17 protein-coding genes are annotated in these 15,695 nt (G+C 58.0%); 11 read left to right on the top strand and 6 right to left on the bottom strand.

Going from position 1 to position 15,695, the window contains the following annotated elements:
- Positions 1 to 291 precede the first annotated feature (291 nt).
- The 8 genes from gshB (at position 292) to D777_RS00225 (ending at position 7,289) form a co-directional block, all read left to right on the top strand.
- Complete coding sequence (gshB, locus tag D777_RS00260; RefSeq protein WP_081849422.1) at positions 292 to 1,254, top strand: glutathione synthase; 963 nt, start codon at positions 292 to 294, stop codon at positions 1,252 to 1,254.
- 31 nt (positions 1,255 to 1,285) lie between these two features.
- Complete coding sequence (locus D777_RS00255) at positions 1,286 to 2,152, top strand: energy transducer TonB (RefSeq protein ID WP_036127406.1); 867 nt, start codon at positions 1,286 to 1,288, stop codon at positions 2,150 to 2,152.
- Entirely contained in the window at positions 2,149 to 2,715 is a 567-nt protein-coding gene (locus tag D777_RS00250) for a YqgE/AlgH family protein (protein ID WP_036127404.1), read from the top strand. The genes D777_RS00255 and D777_RS00250 overlap by 4 nt, the downstream gene beginning before the upstream one ends.
- Complete coding sequence (ruvX, locus tag D777_RS00245) at positions 2,708 to 3,133, top strand: Holliday junction resolvase RuvX (protein ID WP_036127403.1); 426 nt, start codon at positions 2,708 to 2,710, stop codon at positions 3,131 to 3,133. Before D777_RS00250 ends, ruvX begins: the two co-directional genes overlap by 8 nt.
- 49 nt (positions 3,134 to 3,182) lie before the next feature.
- Complete coding sequence (pyrR, locus tag D777_RS00240) at positions 3,183 to 3,689, top strand: bifunctional pyr operon transcriptional regulator/uracil phosphoribosyltransferase PyrR (protein ID WP_036127400.1); 507 nt, start codon at positions 3,183 to 3,185, stop codon at positions 3,687 to 3,689.
- Between the two features lie 50 nt (positions 3,690 to 3,739).
- Positions 3,740 to 4,753: an aspartate carbamoyltransferase catalytic subunit gene (locus D777_RS00235; protein WP_036127397.1), complete on the top strand. Its 1,014-nt coding sequence runs from the start codon at positions 3,740 to 3,742 to the stop codon at positions 4,751 to 4,753.
- Complete coding sequence (locus tag D777_RS00230) at positions 4,750 to 6,057, top strand: dihydroorotase (protein ID WP_036127394.1); 1,308 nt, start codon at positions 4,750 to 4,752, stop codon at positions 6,055 to 6,057. The genes D777_RS00235 and D777_RS00230 overlap by 4 nt, the downstream gene beginning before the upstream one ends.
- 239 nt (positions 6,058 to 6,296) lie before the next feature.
- Positions 6,297 to 7,289: a putative solute-binding protein gene (locus D777_RS00225; RefSeq protein ID WP_406564746.1), complete on the top strand. Its 993-nt coding sequence runs from the start codon at positions 6,297 to 6,299 to the stop codon at positions 7,287 to 7,289.
- Positions 7,290 to 7,341: 52 nt separating this feature from the next.
- On the opposite strand, the gene D777_RS00220 is transcribed toward D777_RS00225, so the two are convergent.
- Positions 7,342 to 7,614, bottom strand: coding sequence for an HU family DNA-binding protein (locus tag D777_RS00220; protein WP_036127389.1), 273 nt, complete (start codon positions 7,612 to 7,614; stop codon positions 7,342 to 7,344).
- A 252-nt stretch (positions 7,615 to 7,866) separates the two neighbouring features.
- Between D777_RS00220 and D777_RS00215 the strand changes: the two genes are divergently transcribed.
- Together D777_RS00215 and D777_RS00210 are read left to right on the top strand one after the other, a co-directional pair.
- The gene (locus tag D777_RS00215; protein ID WP_051668888.1) at positions 7,867 to 8,931 is read left to right on the top strand and encodes a hypothetical protein; all 1,065 of its coding nucleotides are present in this window, start codon (positions 7,867 to 7,869) and stop codon (positions 8,929 to 8,931) included.
- A 30-nt stretch (positions 8,932 to 8,961) separates the two neighbouring features.
- The gene (locus D777_RS00210) at positions 8,962 to 11,025 is read left to right on the top strand and encodes a TRAP transporter large permease subunit (protein WP_036127386.1); all 2,064 of its coding nucleotides are present in this window, start codon (positions 8,962 to 8,964) and stop codon (positions 11,023 to 11,025) included.
- Here the strand turns inward: D777_RS00210 and D777_RS00205 are convergent.
- The gene (locus D777_RS00205; RefSeq protein ID WP_036127384.1) at positions 11,016 to 11,732 is read right to left on the bottom strand and encodes a winged helix-turn-helix transcriptional regulator; all 717 of its coding nucleotides are present in this window, start codon (positions 11,730 to 11,732) and stop codon (positions 11,016 to 11,018) included. The genes D777_RS00210 and D777_RS00205 overlap by 10 nt on opposite strands.
- A 113-nt stretch (positions 11,733 to 11,845) precedes the next feature.
- Between D777_RS00205 and D777_RS00200 the strand changes: the two genes are divergently transcribed.
- Positions 11,846 to 12,208, top strand: a complete 363-nt coding sequence (locus D777_RS00200) for a group I truncated hemoglobin (RefSeq protein WP_036127771.1) — start codon at positions 11,846 to 11,848, stop codon at positions 12,206 to 12,208.
- A gap of 37 nt (positions 12,209 to 12,245) precedes the next feature.
- Here the strand turns inward: D777_RS00200 and D777_RS00195 are convergent, their stop codons facing one another.
- The 4 genes from D777_RS00195 to hslR form a co-directional block, all read right to left on the bottom strand.
- Complete coding sequence (locus tag D777_RS00195) at positions 12,246 to 12,527, bottom strand: hypothetical protein (RefSeq protein ID WP_227501614.1); 282 nt, start codon at positions 12,525 to 12,527, stop codon at positions 12,246 to 12,248.
- A 116-nt stretch (positions 12,528 to 12,643) separates the two neighbouring features.
- Positions 12,644 to 14,179 carry a phosphoenolpyruvate carboxykinase gene (locus D777_RS00190; protein WP_036127371.1) on the bottom strand — a complete coding sequence of 512 codons (1,536 nt, stop codon included), beginning with the start codon at positions 14,177 to 14,179 and terminating at the stop codon, positions 12,644 to 12,646.
- Positions 14,180 to 14,348: 169 nt separating this feature from the next.
- Positions 14,349 to 15,203 (bottom strand): Hsp33 family molecular chaperone HslO, encoded by an 855-nt coding sequence (gene hslO / locus D777_RS00185; RefSeq protein ID WP_036127369.1) that lies wholly within the window; start codon positions 15,201 to 15,203, stop codon positions 14,349 to 14,351.
- Positions 15,204 to 15,274: 71 nt separating this feature from the next.
- Positions 15,275 to 15,682, bottom strand: coding sequence for a ribosome-associated heat shock protein Hsp15 (gene hslR / locus D777_RS00180; protein WP_036127367.1), 408 nt, complete (start codon positions 15,680 to 15,682; stop codon positions 15,275 to 15,277).
- Between the last annotated feature and the right edge of the window lie 13 nt (positions 15,683 to 15,695).

The raw sequence follows: 15,695 nt of genomic DNA, 5'->3' as shown, positions 1-15,695 counted from the left end.
CCAACTGCCTTGCGCTCAGCGGTGTCATTTTCAGTCGTGGGTTTTTAGCATAAACCTTAAGGTTCTTCTATAAACCCCGCTCATTTATAGATTATCAATGGCTGGATAAAAAGTATTAGTTTGTGACCAAATGTACTTTCGCCTGCAACGTCACGTAATCAGCTGAGGATTTCTGCGGATGCATTCGCAGCTCGGGTACAATACCATTCAACGTCTCAGCATAGCACTTATTGCCCGGTCCGCTCTGCAGACCGGTTCGTGTTTTTCAAACTCTGGAGCTCAAGAGACACTATGACAGTCAGACTCGGGATCGTGATGGATCCGATTGAGAACATCCATTTCAAGAAAGACAGCTCCCTGGCGATGTTGCTGGCCGCGCAGAAGCGTGGCTGGGATATCGAGTACATGGAGCAGCAGGATCTTTACCTGGATGGCGGCAGAGCCATGGCTCACACCCGGAAGCTGACCGTACACATGGATCCGGACGACTGGTTCAGTTACGGACCGGATCAGGATCGTGCACTTGGGGATCTTGATGTCATTCTGATGCGCAAGGATCCGCCGGTGGATCGCGAGTTCCTGATGGCGACCTACATTCTGGAAGCGGCGGAGCAGCAAGGGGCGCTGGTGGTGAATCCGGCCGCCACGCTCCGGGACTGCAATGAAAAGCTGTTCGCGACCCAGTTTGAAGACCTGACGCCACCGCTGCTGGTGAGTCGCTCGGCCAATCGTTTCCGGGAGTTCCACGCCAAGCACGGCGATATCATCATGAAGCCGGTGGACGGCATGGGCGGGCATTCGATCTTCCGCGTCAAGGACAAGGATTTTAACCTCGGCGTGATCATTGAAACCCTGACCAATTATGGCCAGCACCAGGCCATGGCGCAGAAGTTTATTCCCGAAATCACCGATGGCGACAAGCGCATCCTATTGATTGACGGCGAGCCGGTTCCCTATGCGCTTGCGCGAATCCCATCCCAGGGCGAGAATCGCGGCAACCTGGCGGCCGGAGGTCGGGGCGAGGGGCGTGAACTGACAGCCCGTGATCGTGAGATCTGTGCCCGCGTGGCTCCGGTTATCAAGGAAAAAGGGCTGATCTTCGTCGGACTGGATGTGATCGGGGATTATCTGACGGAAATTAACGTCACCAGCCCGACCTGCATCCGGGAAATCGATGCCGCCTACGGAATCGACATCGCCGGGATGCTGATGGATGCCATCGCAAAACGCCTGGAAACGCCGGGCGAGGCTTAAGGCCAGAGATCTCTAGTAACCAGGAACAGGAATGGCAGCTCAGGTAAGCGACTTCGACCGATTTTCCTTCACCCTCTTCATGGCGCTGGCGGTGCACGCCATTGTGGTGTTGGGCATCAGCTTTGCGCCGGAATCGCCGAGGTCTTCCGCCCAGACCATGGAGATCACGTTGTCCCAGTTTGACGACGACGTGGCGCCGGAGAAGGCGGATTTTCTGGCCCAGACGAACCAGAAAGGCAGTGGTACCACCGAAGAGGCGCGGGAGCTGACGAGTCCCCGCCCGGCTGAAGTGTCAAAGCCGGAAGTCGCTCAGATCCAGCCTGAGCCAAAATCGCAAACTGAACCCCGGCCTCAGCAGCAGCGCCAGGTCGTTCAGACGCAATCCCGGTCAGAGCGCAAGGTCAATGAACCCGAAGAGCGGGTGGATCCGGTCGAGGAGCCGCTGCCGGTTCGCAAGAAGAAAAGTCTGATGGAGCGTAGCCTGGAAATCGCCAGTCTGGAGGCCAGGTTTGATGCCCAGCAGCAGGCCTATGCGCGTAAGCCCAGGGTTATGAGAGTAACGGCGGCGTCAACGCTGAAGTCATCCAATGCCTGGTATGTACAGAACTGGGTCAGTCGGGTGACCCGTGTTGGCAACATCAATTACCCTACTGAGGCACGTCGGGCCGGTATCTACGGTACCCTGCGAATGCTGGTTTCCCTGAAGAAAGATGGCACAATCAAGGAAGTCGCCATATTACAATCCTCGGGCAGTACGGTACTTGATGATGCCGCGATCCAGATTGTCCGGATGGCATCACCGTTTGCGCCTTTCCCCGAGGAGATGCGGGAAAATGTGGATGAACTGGAAATCATACGTACCTGGTCTTTCCAGCAGAGGGGGCTGACATCCGGATGACAGCAACCACGCAATCTCCAAACAACCTGCGCCATCACTTTCTGGTGGCCTCGCCCTGGCTCGCCGATCCGCGCTTCCACGGTGCAGTTATCTATTTGTGTGAGCATTCTGATGACGGTGCTCTGGGATTGATGATCAACCACCCGCTGGATATCCATCTCGGTGAAATCCTTGAGCAGCTCGATATGCACGGTGGTGAGCTCGATTTGCCGGTATTCAGCGGCGGACCGGTCCAGCCGGAACGTGGTTTCGTGCTGCACACGCCGGGCAGTGAGTGGCAGAGCACCGCCCAGGTGACCGATGACGTTCTTTTGACGACCTCACGGGATGTGCTCGCGGCGATTGGCCGGGATGAAGGGCCGTCGGAATTTCTCGTCGCGCTGGGTTACTCCGGCTGGGGCGAAGGCCAGTTGGAGGAAGAGCTGGGCAGTAATTCCTGGCTGACCTGTCCGGCGACCACCGACATACTGTTTCGGACGCCATTCGAGCAGCGTTACGAGGCCGTTCTGAAACTTATGGGTATCGATATCAATCAGCTCAGCGAGTCCATTGGCCATGCCTGAGTCTGTTGATCGCAGGGTGATGGCTTTCGATTTCGGTACCCGTCGAATCGGTGTTGCGGTGGGGCAGGAAATGCTGGGTTCCGGCCAGCCGGCGGCGATGATTCCGGCCCGGGACGGAATTCCGGACTGGTCGCAGATCGAAGCCCTGATCGCAGAGTGGCGTCCCGATCTGGTGGTGGTGGGTTTACCGCTGAATATGGATGATTCGGAAAACGAGATGTGTGCACGGGCACGCAAGTTCGGCAAGCGCCTGCATGGCCGCTACCATGTCCCCGTTGAGATGGTGGATGAACGGCTGACGAGTTTTGAGGCGAAAGGCGACGTTATGTCTGCTGGCGGCAGTCGAGACTACGGTCGCCACGGCGTGGACGATCGGGCGGCCGTCCTGATTCTGGAAACCTTCTTCAACAACCAGTAGATCGTCTGCCGGCCCTTGGTTGCCGGTTTCGTAATTTAGAGAGGATGTGATGACCGCACAGCTGGATATCAATGTGTTGCTGGACGATCTCGAGACCGGGTTACGCCGGGTGCTTGAGGAGCGGGGCGTGGACTCTCCGGTGATCGTCGGCATTCGCACCGGAGGCGTTTGGCTGGCGGATACGCTCAGCAAGCGTCTGGGACTTGAGGGACCGTTTGGTGAGCTGGATATTTCGTTTTATCGTGACGATTTCAGTCGGATTGGTCTCAACCCTACCGTCAAGCCATCCAGTTTGCCGTTCGATACGGAAGGTCGCGACATTATTCTGATTGATGATGTCATCATGAGCGGAAGGACAATACGGGCTGCCATGAACGAGATCTTCGATTACGGTCGTCCTGCCAGTATCATACTGGCCACCCTGATTGATCTCGGGGCTCGTGAACTCCCGATTCAGCCTGATGTAGCTGGCCGGACACTGGCGCTTGCAGAGAATCAGCGGGTCAAATTGCGTGGCCCGGATCCCTTGCGAATCGAGCTGCAGGAAACAGCGTAACGACCCCGTTTATCCGGGTGATCCACCGAAGAACAGAAAACAGGCAACCCATGACCGCGAATGATCCTTCCCCGAACCACTTGCAGCTGACCCGGGATGGTCAGTTGCGGCATTTCCTAACCCTGGATGGCCTCGAACGGGGGCTGCTGACCGATATTCTGGACACCGCCGATTCGTTTATTGAAGTCGGCGAGCGCACCATCAAGAAGGTTCCCCTGCTACGGGGGCGCACCGTCGTTAACCTGTTTTTTGAATCCAGCACCCGCACCCGAAGCACGTTTGAGCTGGCGGCCAAGCGGCTGTCGGCGGACGTGCTCAATCTCGACATCAGCACCTCGGCGACATCGAAGGGTGAATCCCTGTCCGATACGCTGCTCAACCTGGAAGCCATGGCCAGTGACATGTTCGTGGTCCGGCACTCCCAGAGTGGGGCGCCCCATTTTATCGCCGAGAGCGTGACGCCCGGCGTTGCCATCATTAATGCCGGAGACGGGCGTCATGCCCATCCGACCCAGGCCATGCTTGATATGCTGACGATTCGCCAGCACAAGGGCGGGTTTGGAGGGCTCAAGGTGGCGATTGTCGGTGATGTACTGCATTCCCGCGTTGCCCGTTCCCAGATCCGGGCACTTAATGAGCTCGGTGCTGAAGAGGTCCGCATCATCGCGCCCGGGACCCTGCTTCCCCGGGATGTGGAAAGCCTTGGTTGTACGGTGGAGTACGACATGGCCCGGGGCATGAAAGACCTGGATGTGGTGATCATGCTGCGTTTGCAGAAGGAGCGTATGGAAGGTGCGCTTTTGCCCAGCGAGCGGGAGTTCTATCGATTGTACGGTCTGAATCAGGAGAAGCTGGCGCTGGCCCATCCGGAATGTATTGTCATGCATCCCGGGCCCATCAACCGAGGGGTTGAAATTGAATCGGCCGTGGCGGACGGCCCTCAATCGGTGATTTTGAATCAGGTGACTAACGGCATTGCGATCCGCATGGCGGTCATGTCCATGGCGATGGGTGGTCAAGTCGCAGAGCGTCAGCAGAAACAGAGCGAGAGGGGCACGGCATGAGCGGTACAGATCAGATCCGGGGCGCCAGCCTGAAACTCATGGGTGGTCGTGTGCTGGATGGTAATGGTATCGATGCAGAGAACACAGCCCTGCTGATCGAGAATGGCAGAATCAAGGCGATGGGTGCCGCGGCTGAAAGCGCCGATGCCGAAGAAGTGATTCGGGTCGATGGCTGCGTCATCGCGCCTGGTTTTGTTGATCTGTGTTGCAACCTCCGTGAGCCGGGCAATGGCCAGAAAGGCAACATCGAGTCTGAAACCCGGGCAGCAGCCCACGGCGGCTTTACCACCGTGTGTGCATCGCCGGAAACCTCACCGGTGAACGATTCCGGCGCCGTGACGCACCTGATCCGGGATGGCGCCGCAAGCCGCTCTCCCATTCGTGTGTTACCTGTTGGCGCCGTGACTCGTGGTCTGGAAGGCGATTTGCTCAGCGATATGTCCGGTCTGGCAAGGGCCGGGTGCGTGGCCGTTGGCAATGGTTCCCGGGCGATCAAGAACGCCCGTATTCTTCGTCGATGTATGGCCTACGCCCACACTTTCGGCCTGACCGTCATGCTGAGCCCTGAAAATCAGGCGCTGGCGGCCGACGGCTATGCCCATGATGGCCTGGTGACTTCTCGTCTCGGACTGCTGGGCATTCCGGAAGTGGCGGAAACCACAGCGGTGATGGAAATGCTGCTGCTGGCGGAAGAAACCGGTGTGCGGCTGCATCTGAGTCAGCTCTCCTGTGCGCGCAGCGTGGAGATGATTGCGGATGCGCGCAAGCGCGGGATTGCGGTGACCGCTGATGTGGCCATGCACCAGCTGGTCTTCACCGAGGATGCGATTGCCGGGTTCGATAGCCGTTTCCACGTTCGTCCTCCTCTGCGCTCTGAGACCGACCGTTTGGCGCTGCTGGCCGGTGTCCGGGACGGCGTGATCGATGCCATTGTCAGTCAGCACCAGCCGCACGATACCGCCGCCAAGCAGGCGCCGTTCGGTGCTACAGAGCCGGGGCTTTCGAGTATCGAAAGTGTGCTTTCACTGGGGCTTGAGCTGGTAAATCGCGGTGAGTTGCAGCTGCGTCAGTTGATTCGTGCGCTGACGGCAGGGCCGTCTTCGGTGATTGGCCAGGACGGAGCTCTGAAAGAAGGTGCGGTGGCGGACCTGTGCGTGTTTGATCCGGAAGCGCACTGGACGCCGGGACCTGAAACACTGGTCTCAGCAGGTCAGCATGCACCGATGGTGGACCGGGCATTGCCGGGCGTGGTTCGCATGACTCTGCTGGAAGGTGCCAAAGCCTGGGCGTCGAACCTCGGCTGATCGGGCCCGCCAATAAAATGCGGCAGAGGTTTCATTGCCTCTGTCGACGCCATCACAGAATTCCGGGTATTGCTGAAAAAACCTTGATGACAGGCACCTGTGCCAACGTATTCTTGTGCTGACCGACCTAGTGTCGAACAAGGAGAGCAGGGCCATGGCCGGCGCAAGCTGCCAGTGCCCGACAATAATAAATCAGGAGTCATCCCGTGAATTCAGCAACCTTCCCGCGTCGGGTGGTCATGGCCGCCACCCTGTGTGCCAGCCTGTTTGTGCCCGCTCTCGGGCATGCCCAGTCAAAGAGTGAACCCCTCGAGCGCAGTTTCTGTGTGTTTGATCCGGTGGGTGCTAACGGCCCGCTGTTTGCCATTACCAAGACCTTTCAGCCAGTTGCCCTCAAGCGTGGTATCAAGCTCAACCTGAGCGCCTATACCGATGAAAAAGTGGCCGCTGAAGACTTCAAGGCCGGGCAGTGCGATGCGGTATTGCTTACCGGCACCCGTGCCCGCGAGTTCAACAAGTTTACCGGTAGCCTCGAGGCTATGGGGGCCGTGCCCGGCGAAGAAGAAATGCGCCTTCTCTACAACACCCTGAGCCAGCCCAAGGCCAGGCCGTTTCTGGTCGACGGACCCTATGAAGTTGCTGGCGTTTTCCCGGCGGGTGCGATCTATCTGCATACCCGTGATCGTGACATCGATTCAGTGGAGAAGCTCCAGGGCAAGCGCATAGCCACCCTGGACTACGACGAGGCCTCGGTTCGCATGGTTCGCCACGTTGGTGCCTCTGTGGTGGGCTCCAACTCTGCCAACTTTGCCGGCAAATTCAATAACGGCAGCGTTGACCTGGCCTACGCGCCGGCCGTCGCGTATCAGCCTCTGGAGTTGTACAAGGGGGTGAATCCGAACGGTGCGGTGGTCAAATACGCGCTGGCCTACATGAACTTCCAGGTCATTATTCATCGAGATCGTTTCCCGGATGATGCCGGGCAGATGGTTCGTGATGAGTCAATCAAGCGGATTGACGAGGCCTACGAGATCATTGCCCAGGCCGAGAAAGACATCCCCAAGGATGTCTGGATGAGCCTGCCGCAGGAAGATACCGCGGAGTACGACAAGATGCTGCAGAAGGTTCGACTGTCTCTTCTGGATGATGGCGTCTATGACGAACGGGCTATCAAACTAATGAAGGCGATTCGCTGTCGGGTGGATGGTACGCGCTCAGAGTGCGCGTCCTGATCGATTGACCTGAACTCGAGTGGGCCCGCATGAGCGGGCCCCGATTGCCCCTTTAGCTGATCTGATCCTTGAGTGCCTTGCCCGGTTTAAAGCCGACCGTGCTGCTGGCGGGAATCTGGATCGTTGCCCCGGTCTGCGGGTTGCGACCACTTCTGGCCTCACGCTTGCGGATATTGAAAGTACCAAACCCTATCAGGGTGACGTCTTCGCCGCGGGAGGCGGCGGCAGAAATCTGATCAGTGAACGCGGTAATCACCTCGCTGGCTTTTTCCCGGGTCATTCCGGTCTGATCGGCAATCGCTGCGGCGAGTTCAGGTTTTCGCATCGGATACTCCTTTTTTATTCCTGTTATGTGGCACCGGGTGCTGTGCCGGCCACGCCCCGGAGAGGGCGAGGTTGAACCAACCTATAGTGGTTCGGGACAAATTCCGCAATAGCGGGTGGTGCGGGGATCTGTGTCGATCGGCGTCATTTGCGGTGTCGGTCTCATAAAAACAGCAGCTTGTACGCGATAATGCGCGCTTGGTTACAGTTTGTAACAGGCTGCGTGACAACAAAAGCAGAAGGTGAAAACGCGATGAATAATTTTTCGATTCCCTCCCTGGCGAGATTTCGTGTAGTGCCTCGAGCAAAGAGCCTGTTTGCTGCCGTGGCAGCCAGTATCGCGCTCAGTGGCTGTGGCGTGGTCAATCACATGATTTATAAAACCACCGGCGATGTCATGCAGGGATTCTCCCGGAATCACACCGTTCCCTATCTGATGGAGAGCCGTGATCTCGCCATGGGCTGTGCCATGAGTGAAGCGACGGCACCGCTGCTGATGTCGTTTGGACGGGTAACCAGCGAACCCGATCAGATCGCCGTAATGCTTTACCTGTCTGCCGGTGGATGCGCGGAAGAACAGGCCCGGGAGCATGAGCTGGCCGGTCTGGCGGCTATGAACGCGTTGAATGCCGACGGCGCTGAGGACGCCATGATTCAGCAGAAACGGGCCTATTCACTTGCCTCCAAGCGTTATTTCCGCGCCTGGAAACACCACAACGCCTATTACGGTGAGCCGGGCACGGGTGAGTGCCCGGATTTCGATGATGACATGGATGAATTCATCTACATGGCGGGCTTGTTGTCGGGCCTGCAGGCATTGAACGCACAGATTCAGTCCACCTCCTCCATCGGCGTACCGGCCAATATTGGTTCTGTCGTTGCCAGGGCCACGGGTTGTCTGGAAAACGAAAAGTGGTGGGGGGCGCCGATGGCGTTGCGCGCAACGGTCTGGGCAATGATTCCAGGCGCTCAGCCCCAGGGTGAGGATGCGTTCGAAAGACTCGCAATCGCGGATGACCAGGGTGAGAAAGCCGGTGTCCGGCTGCCGCACGTCTTTCATGCCATTGCTGCCATCAATAAGGGCGATCAGGCTCTGGTCAAAGACGTGATCCGGGAACATGCCCGTTCCCTCGACGAAGACGCCGCCAATGAAGAGTGGCAGTTCGTGGATGCGATGGCGACCGACATGCTGGTGGCTATTTCCGATCGCCTCTGGGTGGAGAACACCGGCCATCGAACGCCGATGGGACAATTCGGTTCCTTCTGGGACGATAAGCAGGAAGCCGTCGAAACCATGGATCTGGATGATCTTCTGTAATAAACCTGAATCCCAGAGTGTGTAGTTATTATGTCCAAGGGTGGTTTTCGTCGTAGTGGGCTGGAATGGTTTTCCTCATTGCCGGCCTGTCTGTTGCTGTTGGCCGTGGTGGTGTTTTCCACCAGCAGCGATATCCACAATCAGATGCTGCGCGGTGGTGAGCAGCTTTGGAGTGGTTACTACAAACTGCGAATGGATCCGGTGCCGCCCACCTGTGACCCGGACAGGGACATCGACGCGGCCGTGGCCCGTGAGCTGGCCGAGAGCCCGGATGCCGACGACCCGATGGCTGCCCTGCTTGGCGCCGAGGAAAAGGATCCAGCGGACGTCCGTCTCGCCATTGAGCGGTCCGTGGCCGATTGTCAGGAGGCCCACCGATCCTACGTCAATCTCAAGGATCAACTGACGCCGGGGGTCAAGGCGTATCGGGCGGTGGAGCTGTTCGTTGCCGACCTGATTGCCTTCGGGCTCGAGTCACAGCGATATATCCTGGTGATACTGGTGATGCTCTGTGCGGTCACCGCGACGCTGACTCGCCACCACATTGCCATGCGTGCGATGGAAACCCGCCTGGATTACACCGTTTCTCTCACCCTGCAGACTGTCGCCAATGCCATGTTGCTGGGTTCCAGTGTGATATTCCGGCAATCCAGCCTGGGCGCCGAGACGACGGTCTCAGCGGAAGAGCTGTTGCTGCACAATTTCTGGATCACAGGATTCGCCTGTCTGACGCTGGCCTCCCTGTATCGGCTGTTCAGGGTGCCCAACGGGCTTCAGGACGGCGGCAGCCTCAATAGGGCCTTTCTCGCGGTGCCACTTTACACCGTGATGTGCCTGATCTCCGGCACCTACTTTGCGCTTATCGGCCATTCATCCGGCATTGGCATCTACCTGGGTAAGATGATGGAGCTGGCGGACATGTTCCTCAATGTCGGGCTCTACGTCTGGGTCGGCATGATGCTCAAGCAGACCCGCCTGGCGACTCTGGTGTTCAATGTGTTCCGGCCCTGGCGGATGCCGCCGGAGTTGTTGGCAGTCGTGGCGGTGCTCGTCGCCGCGATCCCAACGGCCTACACCGGGGCCTCCGGGATATTTGTCATTGCCGCCGGTGCGGTTATCTACAGTGAACTCAGGGCGGCGGGTGCCCGTCGTCAGCTGGCGTTGGCGGCGACCGCGATGTCGGGCTCGCTCGGGGTGGTTCTGCGGCCCTGTCTGCTGGTCGTGGTCATTGCCTATCTGAACCGTGAGGTCACGACAGATGAGCTGTTCGGTTGGGGGATCTGGGTGTTTGTGCTCACGGCAAGTCTGTTTTCACTGGTGGCGGTCACCGTCAATCGCCAAAGCCAGTTCGACCTCGCACCGTCCTCCGTTGCGTTTCCAGCGATGATTCAGGCGCTGAAACCGCTCATCCCCTATGTGCTGGTGATTGCTGCGGTGGTGCTGTTCTACCGCTTTGCCCTGGATGTGAAGATGGATGAATTCTCCGCACCGCGACTGTTGCCGGTGATCATGCTGGCGGTGCTGTTATATGAGCATGTGAGTCTCAAAAAGCGTCGGGGCAAGACCTCGGGTGAATTGAATCATCAGGGACTGGAGCGCAGCCTTCGCGGTGCCACCAACGATACAACGGCCGAAATCGGCGCCCTGTTGTTGTTGCTTGGCCTGTCAGTGAGTATCGGGGGGGTTATCGAGCGTTCCCACATCATGCAGAGTTTCCCTCAGGCCTTTGACAGCGCCTGGTCCGCCATGGCGTTGATGGTGGTGATTCTGGTGATTCTGGGCATGATCATGGATGCCTTTGGTGCGGTTATTCTGGTGACCGCAACGGTGGCGAGCATCGCCTACTCCAGCGGTATCCACCCGGTGCATTTCTGGATGGTGACCCTGGTGGCGTTTGAACTGGGCTACCTGAGTCCGCCGGTGGCGCTGAACCACCTGCTGACAAGGCAGGTGGTTGGGGAGGCTGAGATTCTGGCGGCCCAGCAGGAAGGTGGCAGCTTTTACCAGCGTCATGAACGGATCATCATGCCGCTCATTACCATGGGGATTGCGCTGTTGCTTGTGTCTTTCGTTCCGCTGATGTTCTACGCCTGATCCGGGGCCTGCCAACTCAGCTCTGGAGCCTTGCCGCTGGCACCGAGCCGCGATAGGGGGCTGGCGCCCAGCCAGTCCTGCAGCCTGCCGGCCAGCTCCGGGTCGCCCTGAACCGTGATGCTCCCGGCTCTGACGGCGTCGTTGAAGGTATCCTCGCAGATCCAGACGCGGGTCATGGCTTTCAGGGAGCTTTGTACCACCAGGTCCACGTCAAAGCCCGGGTCACTGAGACACAGGTCGGTGTCGCCGTCGCGGGACACCAGCCACCAGGCCTGTGCTCCCCTGGGTGCATCGGGGTACAGGAACTGGACGACAATCTCCCGCCCGTCAAAGATTTCCGGATTGACGCTTCGTCGCATGTCCCACATCAAGAGCCCCGCGTCCAGGTCGCCCCCACTGAGATCCGATCGGGCCCAGCGGTGGCCCCAAGCCCCCAGTAGTTCTACAACCGGGCGCAGTTCGTTTCCTGCCTGCGTCAGGCGGTAAGTGGTATGTGCTTTTTCTTTATTAACGGTGATCACTCCGGCGTGCTCGAGGGTTTTGAGGCGTCGGGACAACATAGTTGGAGAAATCTGTGGGAGGCCCTTTTCCAGTTCCGAAAAGCGGGTGCTGCCGGCGATCAGCTCGCGGACAATGAGGAGCGTCCAGCGCTCGCAGAGCAACTGGGTGGATTGGGCAAGGGGGCAAAACTGGCCGTAGCTGAGCATGACTTCTCCCTGGGGCGCTGATGAAATGGCTTACCTACATAAAGTGTAGTACATCTACTGTATGCAGGTGCTAATCTTTCAGGGAGGGTATGGACAACAATCAGGAGGTCATCATGACGGATTCACTGTTTAACCGCCTGGGTGGGGCTGATGGCATTGCTCGCATCTCAAGCGATGTAGTCGATAATCACGCAGCTAATCCGGTCATCGGGGTCAGGTTTGCAGGCTCCGATCTCGACCAACTCAAGCATGCTGCGACAACATTCTTTATTACGGCCACTGGAGGCCCGTCCGATGCGTATCAGGGCAAGGATATGGTGGCAGCTCATAAAAACATGAATATTTCACCGGCCGAATTTATGGCGGTGCTGGACGATGCCCTGGACGCTCTGAATAAAAACGATATCGGTCAGCGGGAACAGGAGGAAGTCCTTTTTGCGCTGTATGGCCTTAGGTCCCAGGTGGTCGGGGTCTGACGGTAGCGTTGCCCCGTCTTTCAGGCGGGGCGCTTATCTATTTGTTTCCCCACATTTTGGAAACCGCCACATCCGACCCTAACGTGCCGGCAATGAGTGACACGCCGCCTATACCCAGGAACGCAATAACAGGAATCAGCGCGCCAAGTTGGCCGGTATAGAACAACGCAACCAGTGACAGGAACGACAGGAAAACGAAAAGCACGCCGACCACATTGAGTATGGTTCGGTGGGATGGTTTGTAACTGGGGCCAACCTCGCCGGATTCCAGTGGCTCGAGTATGGGGCGGAAGATATTTCTGAGGATGCGTTTCATCATTGCTTCAGTTGTGGGAACGGTATTTCTGTGTTTAACACTGTTATCGGCTCGGTGGCAAACTTAAGACACAAAAAAAGCGCCGTGCTTTCGCAGGGCGCTTTTTAGTACCGGATGCCTTAGCTCAGCTTGGGGCCGGCCTCAACAATGGCCTCGGATACGTCGAACTTCTTGAAGTTCTCGACGAACTGGGCGATCAGTTCCTGTGCCTTGCCGTCATAGTAGTCTCCGCTGACCCAAGTGTTGCGTGGGTTCAGAAGCTGGCTATCGACACCAGGAACATGCTTGGGCACATCAACGTTCAGTGCATCCAGATGCTCGGTTTCTGCGTCATCCAGATCACCATTCTGGATGGCTGCGATGATGGCGCGGGTTGTTGGAATGCTGAATCGGTTGCCCTCGCCGTATGGACCACCGGTCCAGCCGGTGTTAACCAGGAAGACCTTGCTACCGAACTCGTCCATGCGCTTCATCAGCAGCTCGGCGTAAACGCCGGCAGGACGCGGGAAGAAAGGCGCGCCGAAGCAGGTGGAAAAGGTGGACTTGAGCTTCGAGGAGGAGCCCATTTCGGTGGAGCCGACCAGAGCGGTGTAGCCACTCAGGAAGTGGTAGGCAGCCGCTTCGCGGTTCAGGATGGATACCGGGGGCAGAACGCCGGTCATGTCGCAGGTAAGGAAGACGATGTGGGACGGCTCACCGGCCCGGTTTTCCAGAACCCGCTTCTCGACGTGCTCCAGCGGATAGGCGCAGCGCGAGTTCTCGGTCAGGGAAACGTCGGTGTAGTCCGGCTCACGGGTTTCCGGATCGATCATCACGTTCTCAACGATGGCGCCAAAGCGGATGGCGTCCCAGATAATCGGTTCGTTTTTCTTTGACAGGTCGATGCACTTGGCGTAGCAACCGCCTTCGATATTGAAGACCGTGCCGGTGCCCCAGCCGTGCTCGTCGTCACCGATCAGGTAGCGGTGCGGATCGGCGGACAGGGTGGTTTTTCCGGTACCGGAGAGGCCGAAGAACAGAGTGGTCTGGCCGTCTTCGCCCACGTTGGCGGAGCAGTGCATCGGCAGCACGTCTTTCTCCGGCAGCAGGAAATTCTGGACCGAGAACATGGCTTTTTTCATCTCGCCAGCGTAGTGCATGCCTGCCAGCAACACTTTGCGCTTGGCAAAATTGATCATGACGCAGCCATCGCTGTTGGTGCCGTCACGCTCGGGTACACACTCGAAGTTGGCAGCGTTGAGGATCTGCCACTCCTGCTTGTCGGCCGGGTTGAAACTATCGGGGCGAATAAACAGGTTACGTCCGAACAGGTTCTGCCACGCGGTTTCTGTGGTCATTTTCACCGGCAGATAGTGCTCGGGATCTGAGCCAACGTGAACGTGAGATACGAACTGCTCTTTCTCAGCGATATAGGCCTCAACGCGATCCCAGAGGGCGTCGAATTTCTCGGCGTCGAACGGGCGGTTGATCGGCCCCCAATGGATATCGTCAGCGGTGCTGGGTTCTTCGATGATGAAGCGGTCCATCGGAGAACGGCCTGTACGCTTGCCGGTTTTAACTACCAGCGAACCATTGGAAGCCAGCTCGCCTTCGTTGCGTGCCAGTGCCAGCTCGACCAGTCGCGCTGTACTCAGATCAGTATAAGTGTTGCTCACTTCGACCTCGCCCTCGGGATGTCTTCTTGATCGCTCTGGCCGCCCGAAATTGGCGGATTTGTGAGCAATCGGGTCAATTCAGGCGCGCTATTATGCCAGAGACGCCGATAAAAAACGACCGCCCTGGAAGCCGCGTCATGGCAGGCTTTCGGGCGAATTCGGTGTGGCCTTAGTGTAACGTGTGGCCGGTGAAAAGGTGATCAATATCATTTCTATCGAAGCGATAGTGTGTGTGGCAGAACTGGCAATCCATATCGATGGCGCCCTGTTCGTCCAGGATGCTGTAACACTCTTCTTTGCCGATGGCTTCGAGGGCGCCAAGTGTGCGTTCCCTGGAGCAACTGCAGCGGAACGCAACGGGCTCGGAGTCGAAAAGCCTGACGGTCTCTTCGTGGAACAGCCGGTGCAGCACGGTTTCGCTGTCCAGTTCCAGCATCTCGTCTTCTTTTACCGTTCTCGCCAGGTGGTTCACCCTGTCCCAGAGCTCGTTGTCTTCATCACTTGAGCCGGGTAGCCGCTGGAGGAGTAGGCCGGCAGCCCCCTGTTCGTTTGAGAACAGCAACAAACTGGTGGCGATCTGTTCGGAGCGCTCGAAGTATTCCTCGAGGCAGCCTGCCAACGTATCCGCTTCGCGGGGCACAACGCCCTGATAGCGGTTGCCCTTGTCGGGCGTAATGGTGATGGCCATGCGGCCCTCGCCCAGCAGGCTGTGAAAATCCTGGTCGGTCATGGCGTGCTCGTCGAAACGGGCTAGGCCACGGATGTAGCGATCATGGCTGCACTCGGACATCAGGGTGCGTAGTGGGCCTTCGCCCTGAGCTTGCAGAGACAGGGTGCCTTCGAACTTCAGGGTGCTGCTCATGAGCACGCTTGCGACCAGGGCCTCGCCCAGGAGTTTGCGAATGGGGTCCGGGTAGGGGGCCTGTTCGGTGATTTCGCGGTAGCTCTCACTTAGCTGAACCCAGGCTCCGCGGACCTGGCTGTCCTCAAATATAAAGCGCTGAAATTGGTCGCGGGATGCCATGTGTTTCTCCTGGTGTTCGATCAAACGTCGAGTTGATTGGTAAAGGCCGGTAGGCGGATAAAGCGGCGGAATCAGATATTGTTCTGTTCCCGGAACCTCTGGATATCGCGGCGATCTTTCTTGGAAGGGCGGCGGGCCGGGGGAAGCTGGGCGGCTTGCATGGTTTTCCGCTGCCAGGCCATATCCTCCCGCTTTTTCACGCTGTCCTCGGTCTCGTGATAAAGCTTCTGGGCTTCCGGAGCGCCCCGACGGCGATCACTGATGTCGTCGATGATCACTACTTTTTCCTGCCAGCCCAGTCTCAGGGTCAGTCGGGCACCGGTTTCGACCGTTTTACCCGGCTTGCAGCGCTGGTTGTTGTAGTGAACCTTGCCACCTTCGATGGCTTCCTTGGCCAGGGAGCGGGTCTTATAGAAGCGCGCTGCCCACAGCCACTTATCAAGCCTGACTTTCTGATCTTCAGCGATGGATGCCGCCATGTCTCCTCACCTG

Source organism: Marinobacter nitratireducens, assembly GCF_000708045.1.
Classification (GTDB): Bacteria; Pseudomonadota; Gammaproteobacteria; order Pseudomonadales; family Oleiphilaceae; genus Marinobacter; species Marinobacter nitratireducens.
Note: the sequence above shows the minus strand (reverse complement) of the source record. Positions and strands in the feature narration are given on the sequence as shown.

Coding starts and splice junctions, on each gene's coding strand:
- gshB (WP_081849422.1), top strand. CDS start 292: ATGACAGTCAGACTCGGGATCGTGATGGATCCGATTGAGAACATCCAT.
- D777_RS00255 (WP_036127406.1), top strand. CDS start 1,286: ATGGCAGCTCAGGTAAGCGACTTCGACCGATTTTCCTTCACCCTCTTC.
- D777_RS00250 (WP_036127404.1), top strand. CDS start 2,149: ATGACAGCAACCACGCAATCTCCAAACAACCTGCGCCATCACTTTCTG.
- ruvX (WP_036127403.1), top strand. CDS start 2,708: ATGCCTGAGTCTGTTGATCGCAGGGTGATGGCTTTCGATTTCGGTACC.
- pyrR (WP_036127400.1), top strand. CDS start 3,183: ATGACCGCACAGCTGGATATCAATGTGTTGCTGGACGATCTCGAGACC.
- D777_RS00235 (WP_036127397.1), top strand. CDS start 3,740: ATGACCGCGAATGATCCTTCCCCGAACCACTTGCAGCTGACCCGGGAT.
- D777_RS00230 (WP_036127394.1), top strand. CDS start 4,750: ATGAGCGGTACAGATCAGATCCGGGGCGCCAGCCTGAAACTCATGGGT.
- D777_RS00225 (WP_406564746.1), top strand. CDS start 6,297: ATGGCCGCCACCCTGTGTGCCAGCCTGTTTGTGCCCGCTCTCGGGCAT.
- D777_RS00220 (WP_036127389.1), bottom strand. CDS start 7,614: ATGCGAAAACCTGAACTCGCCGCAGCGATTGCCGATCAGACCGGAATG.
- D777_RS00215 (WP_051668888.1), top strand. CDS start 7,867: ATGAATAATTTTTCGATTCCCTCCCTGGCGAGATTTCGTGTAGTGCCT.
- D777_RS00210 (WP_036127386.1), top strand. CDS start 8,962: ATGTCCAAGGGTGGTTTTCGTCGTAGTGGGCTGGAATGGTTTTCCTCA.
- D777_RS00205 (WP_036127384.1), bottom strand. CDS start 11,732: ATGCTCAGCTACGGCCAGTTTTGCCCCCTTGCCCAATCCACCCAGTTG.
- D777_RS00200 (WP_036127771.1), top strand. CDS start 11,846: ATGACGGATTCACTGTTTAACCGCCTGGGTGGGGCTGATGGCATTGCT.
- D777_RS00195 (WP_227501614.1), bottom strand. CDS start 12,527: ATGATGAAACGCATCCTCAGAAATATCTTCCGCCCCATACTCGAGCCA.
- hslO (WP_036127369.1), bottom strand. CDS start 15,203: ATGGCATCCCGCGACCAATTTCAGCGCTTTATATTTGAGGACAGCCAG.
- hslR (WP_036127367.1), bottom strand. CDS start 15,682: ATGGCGGCATCCATCGCTGAAGATCAGAAAGTCAGGCTTGATAAGTGG.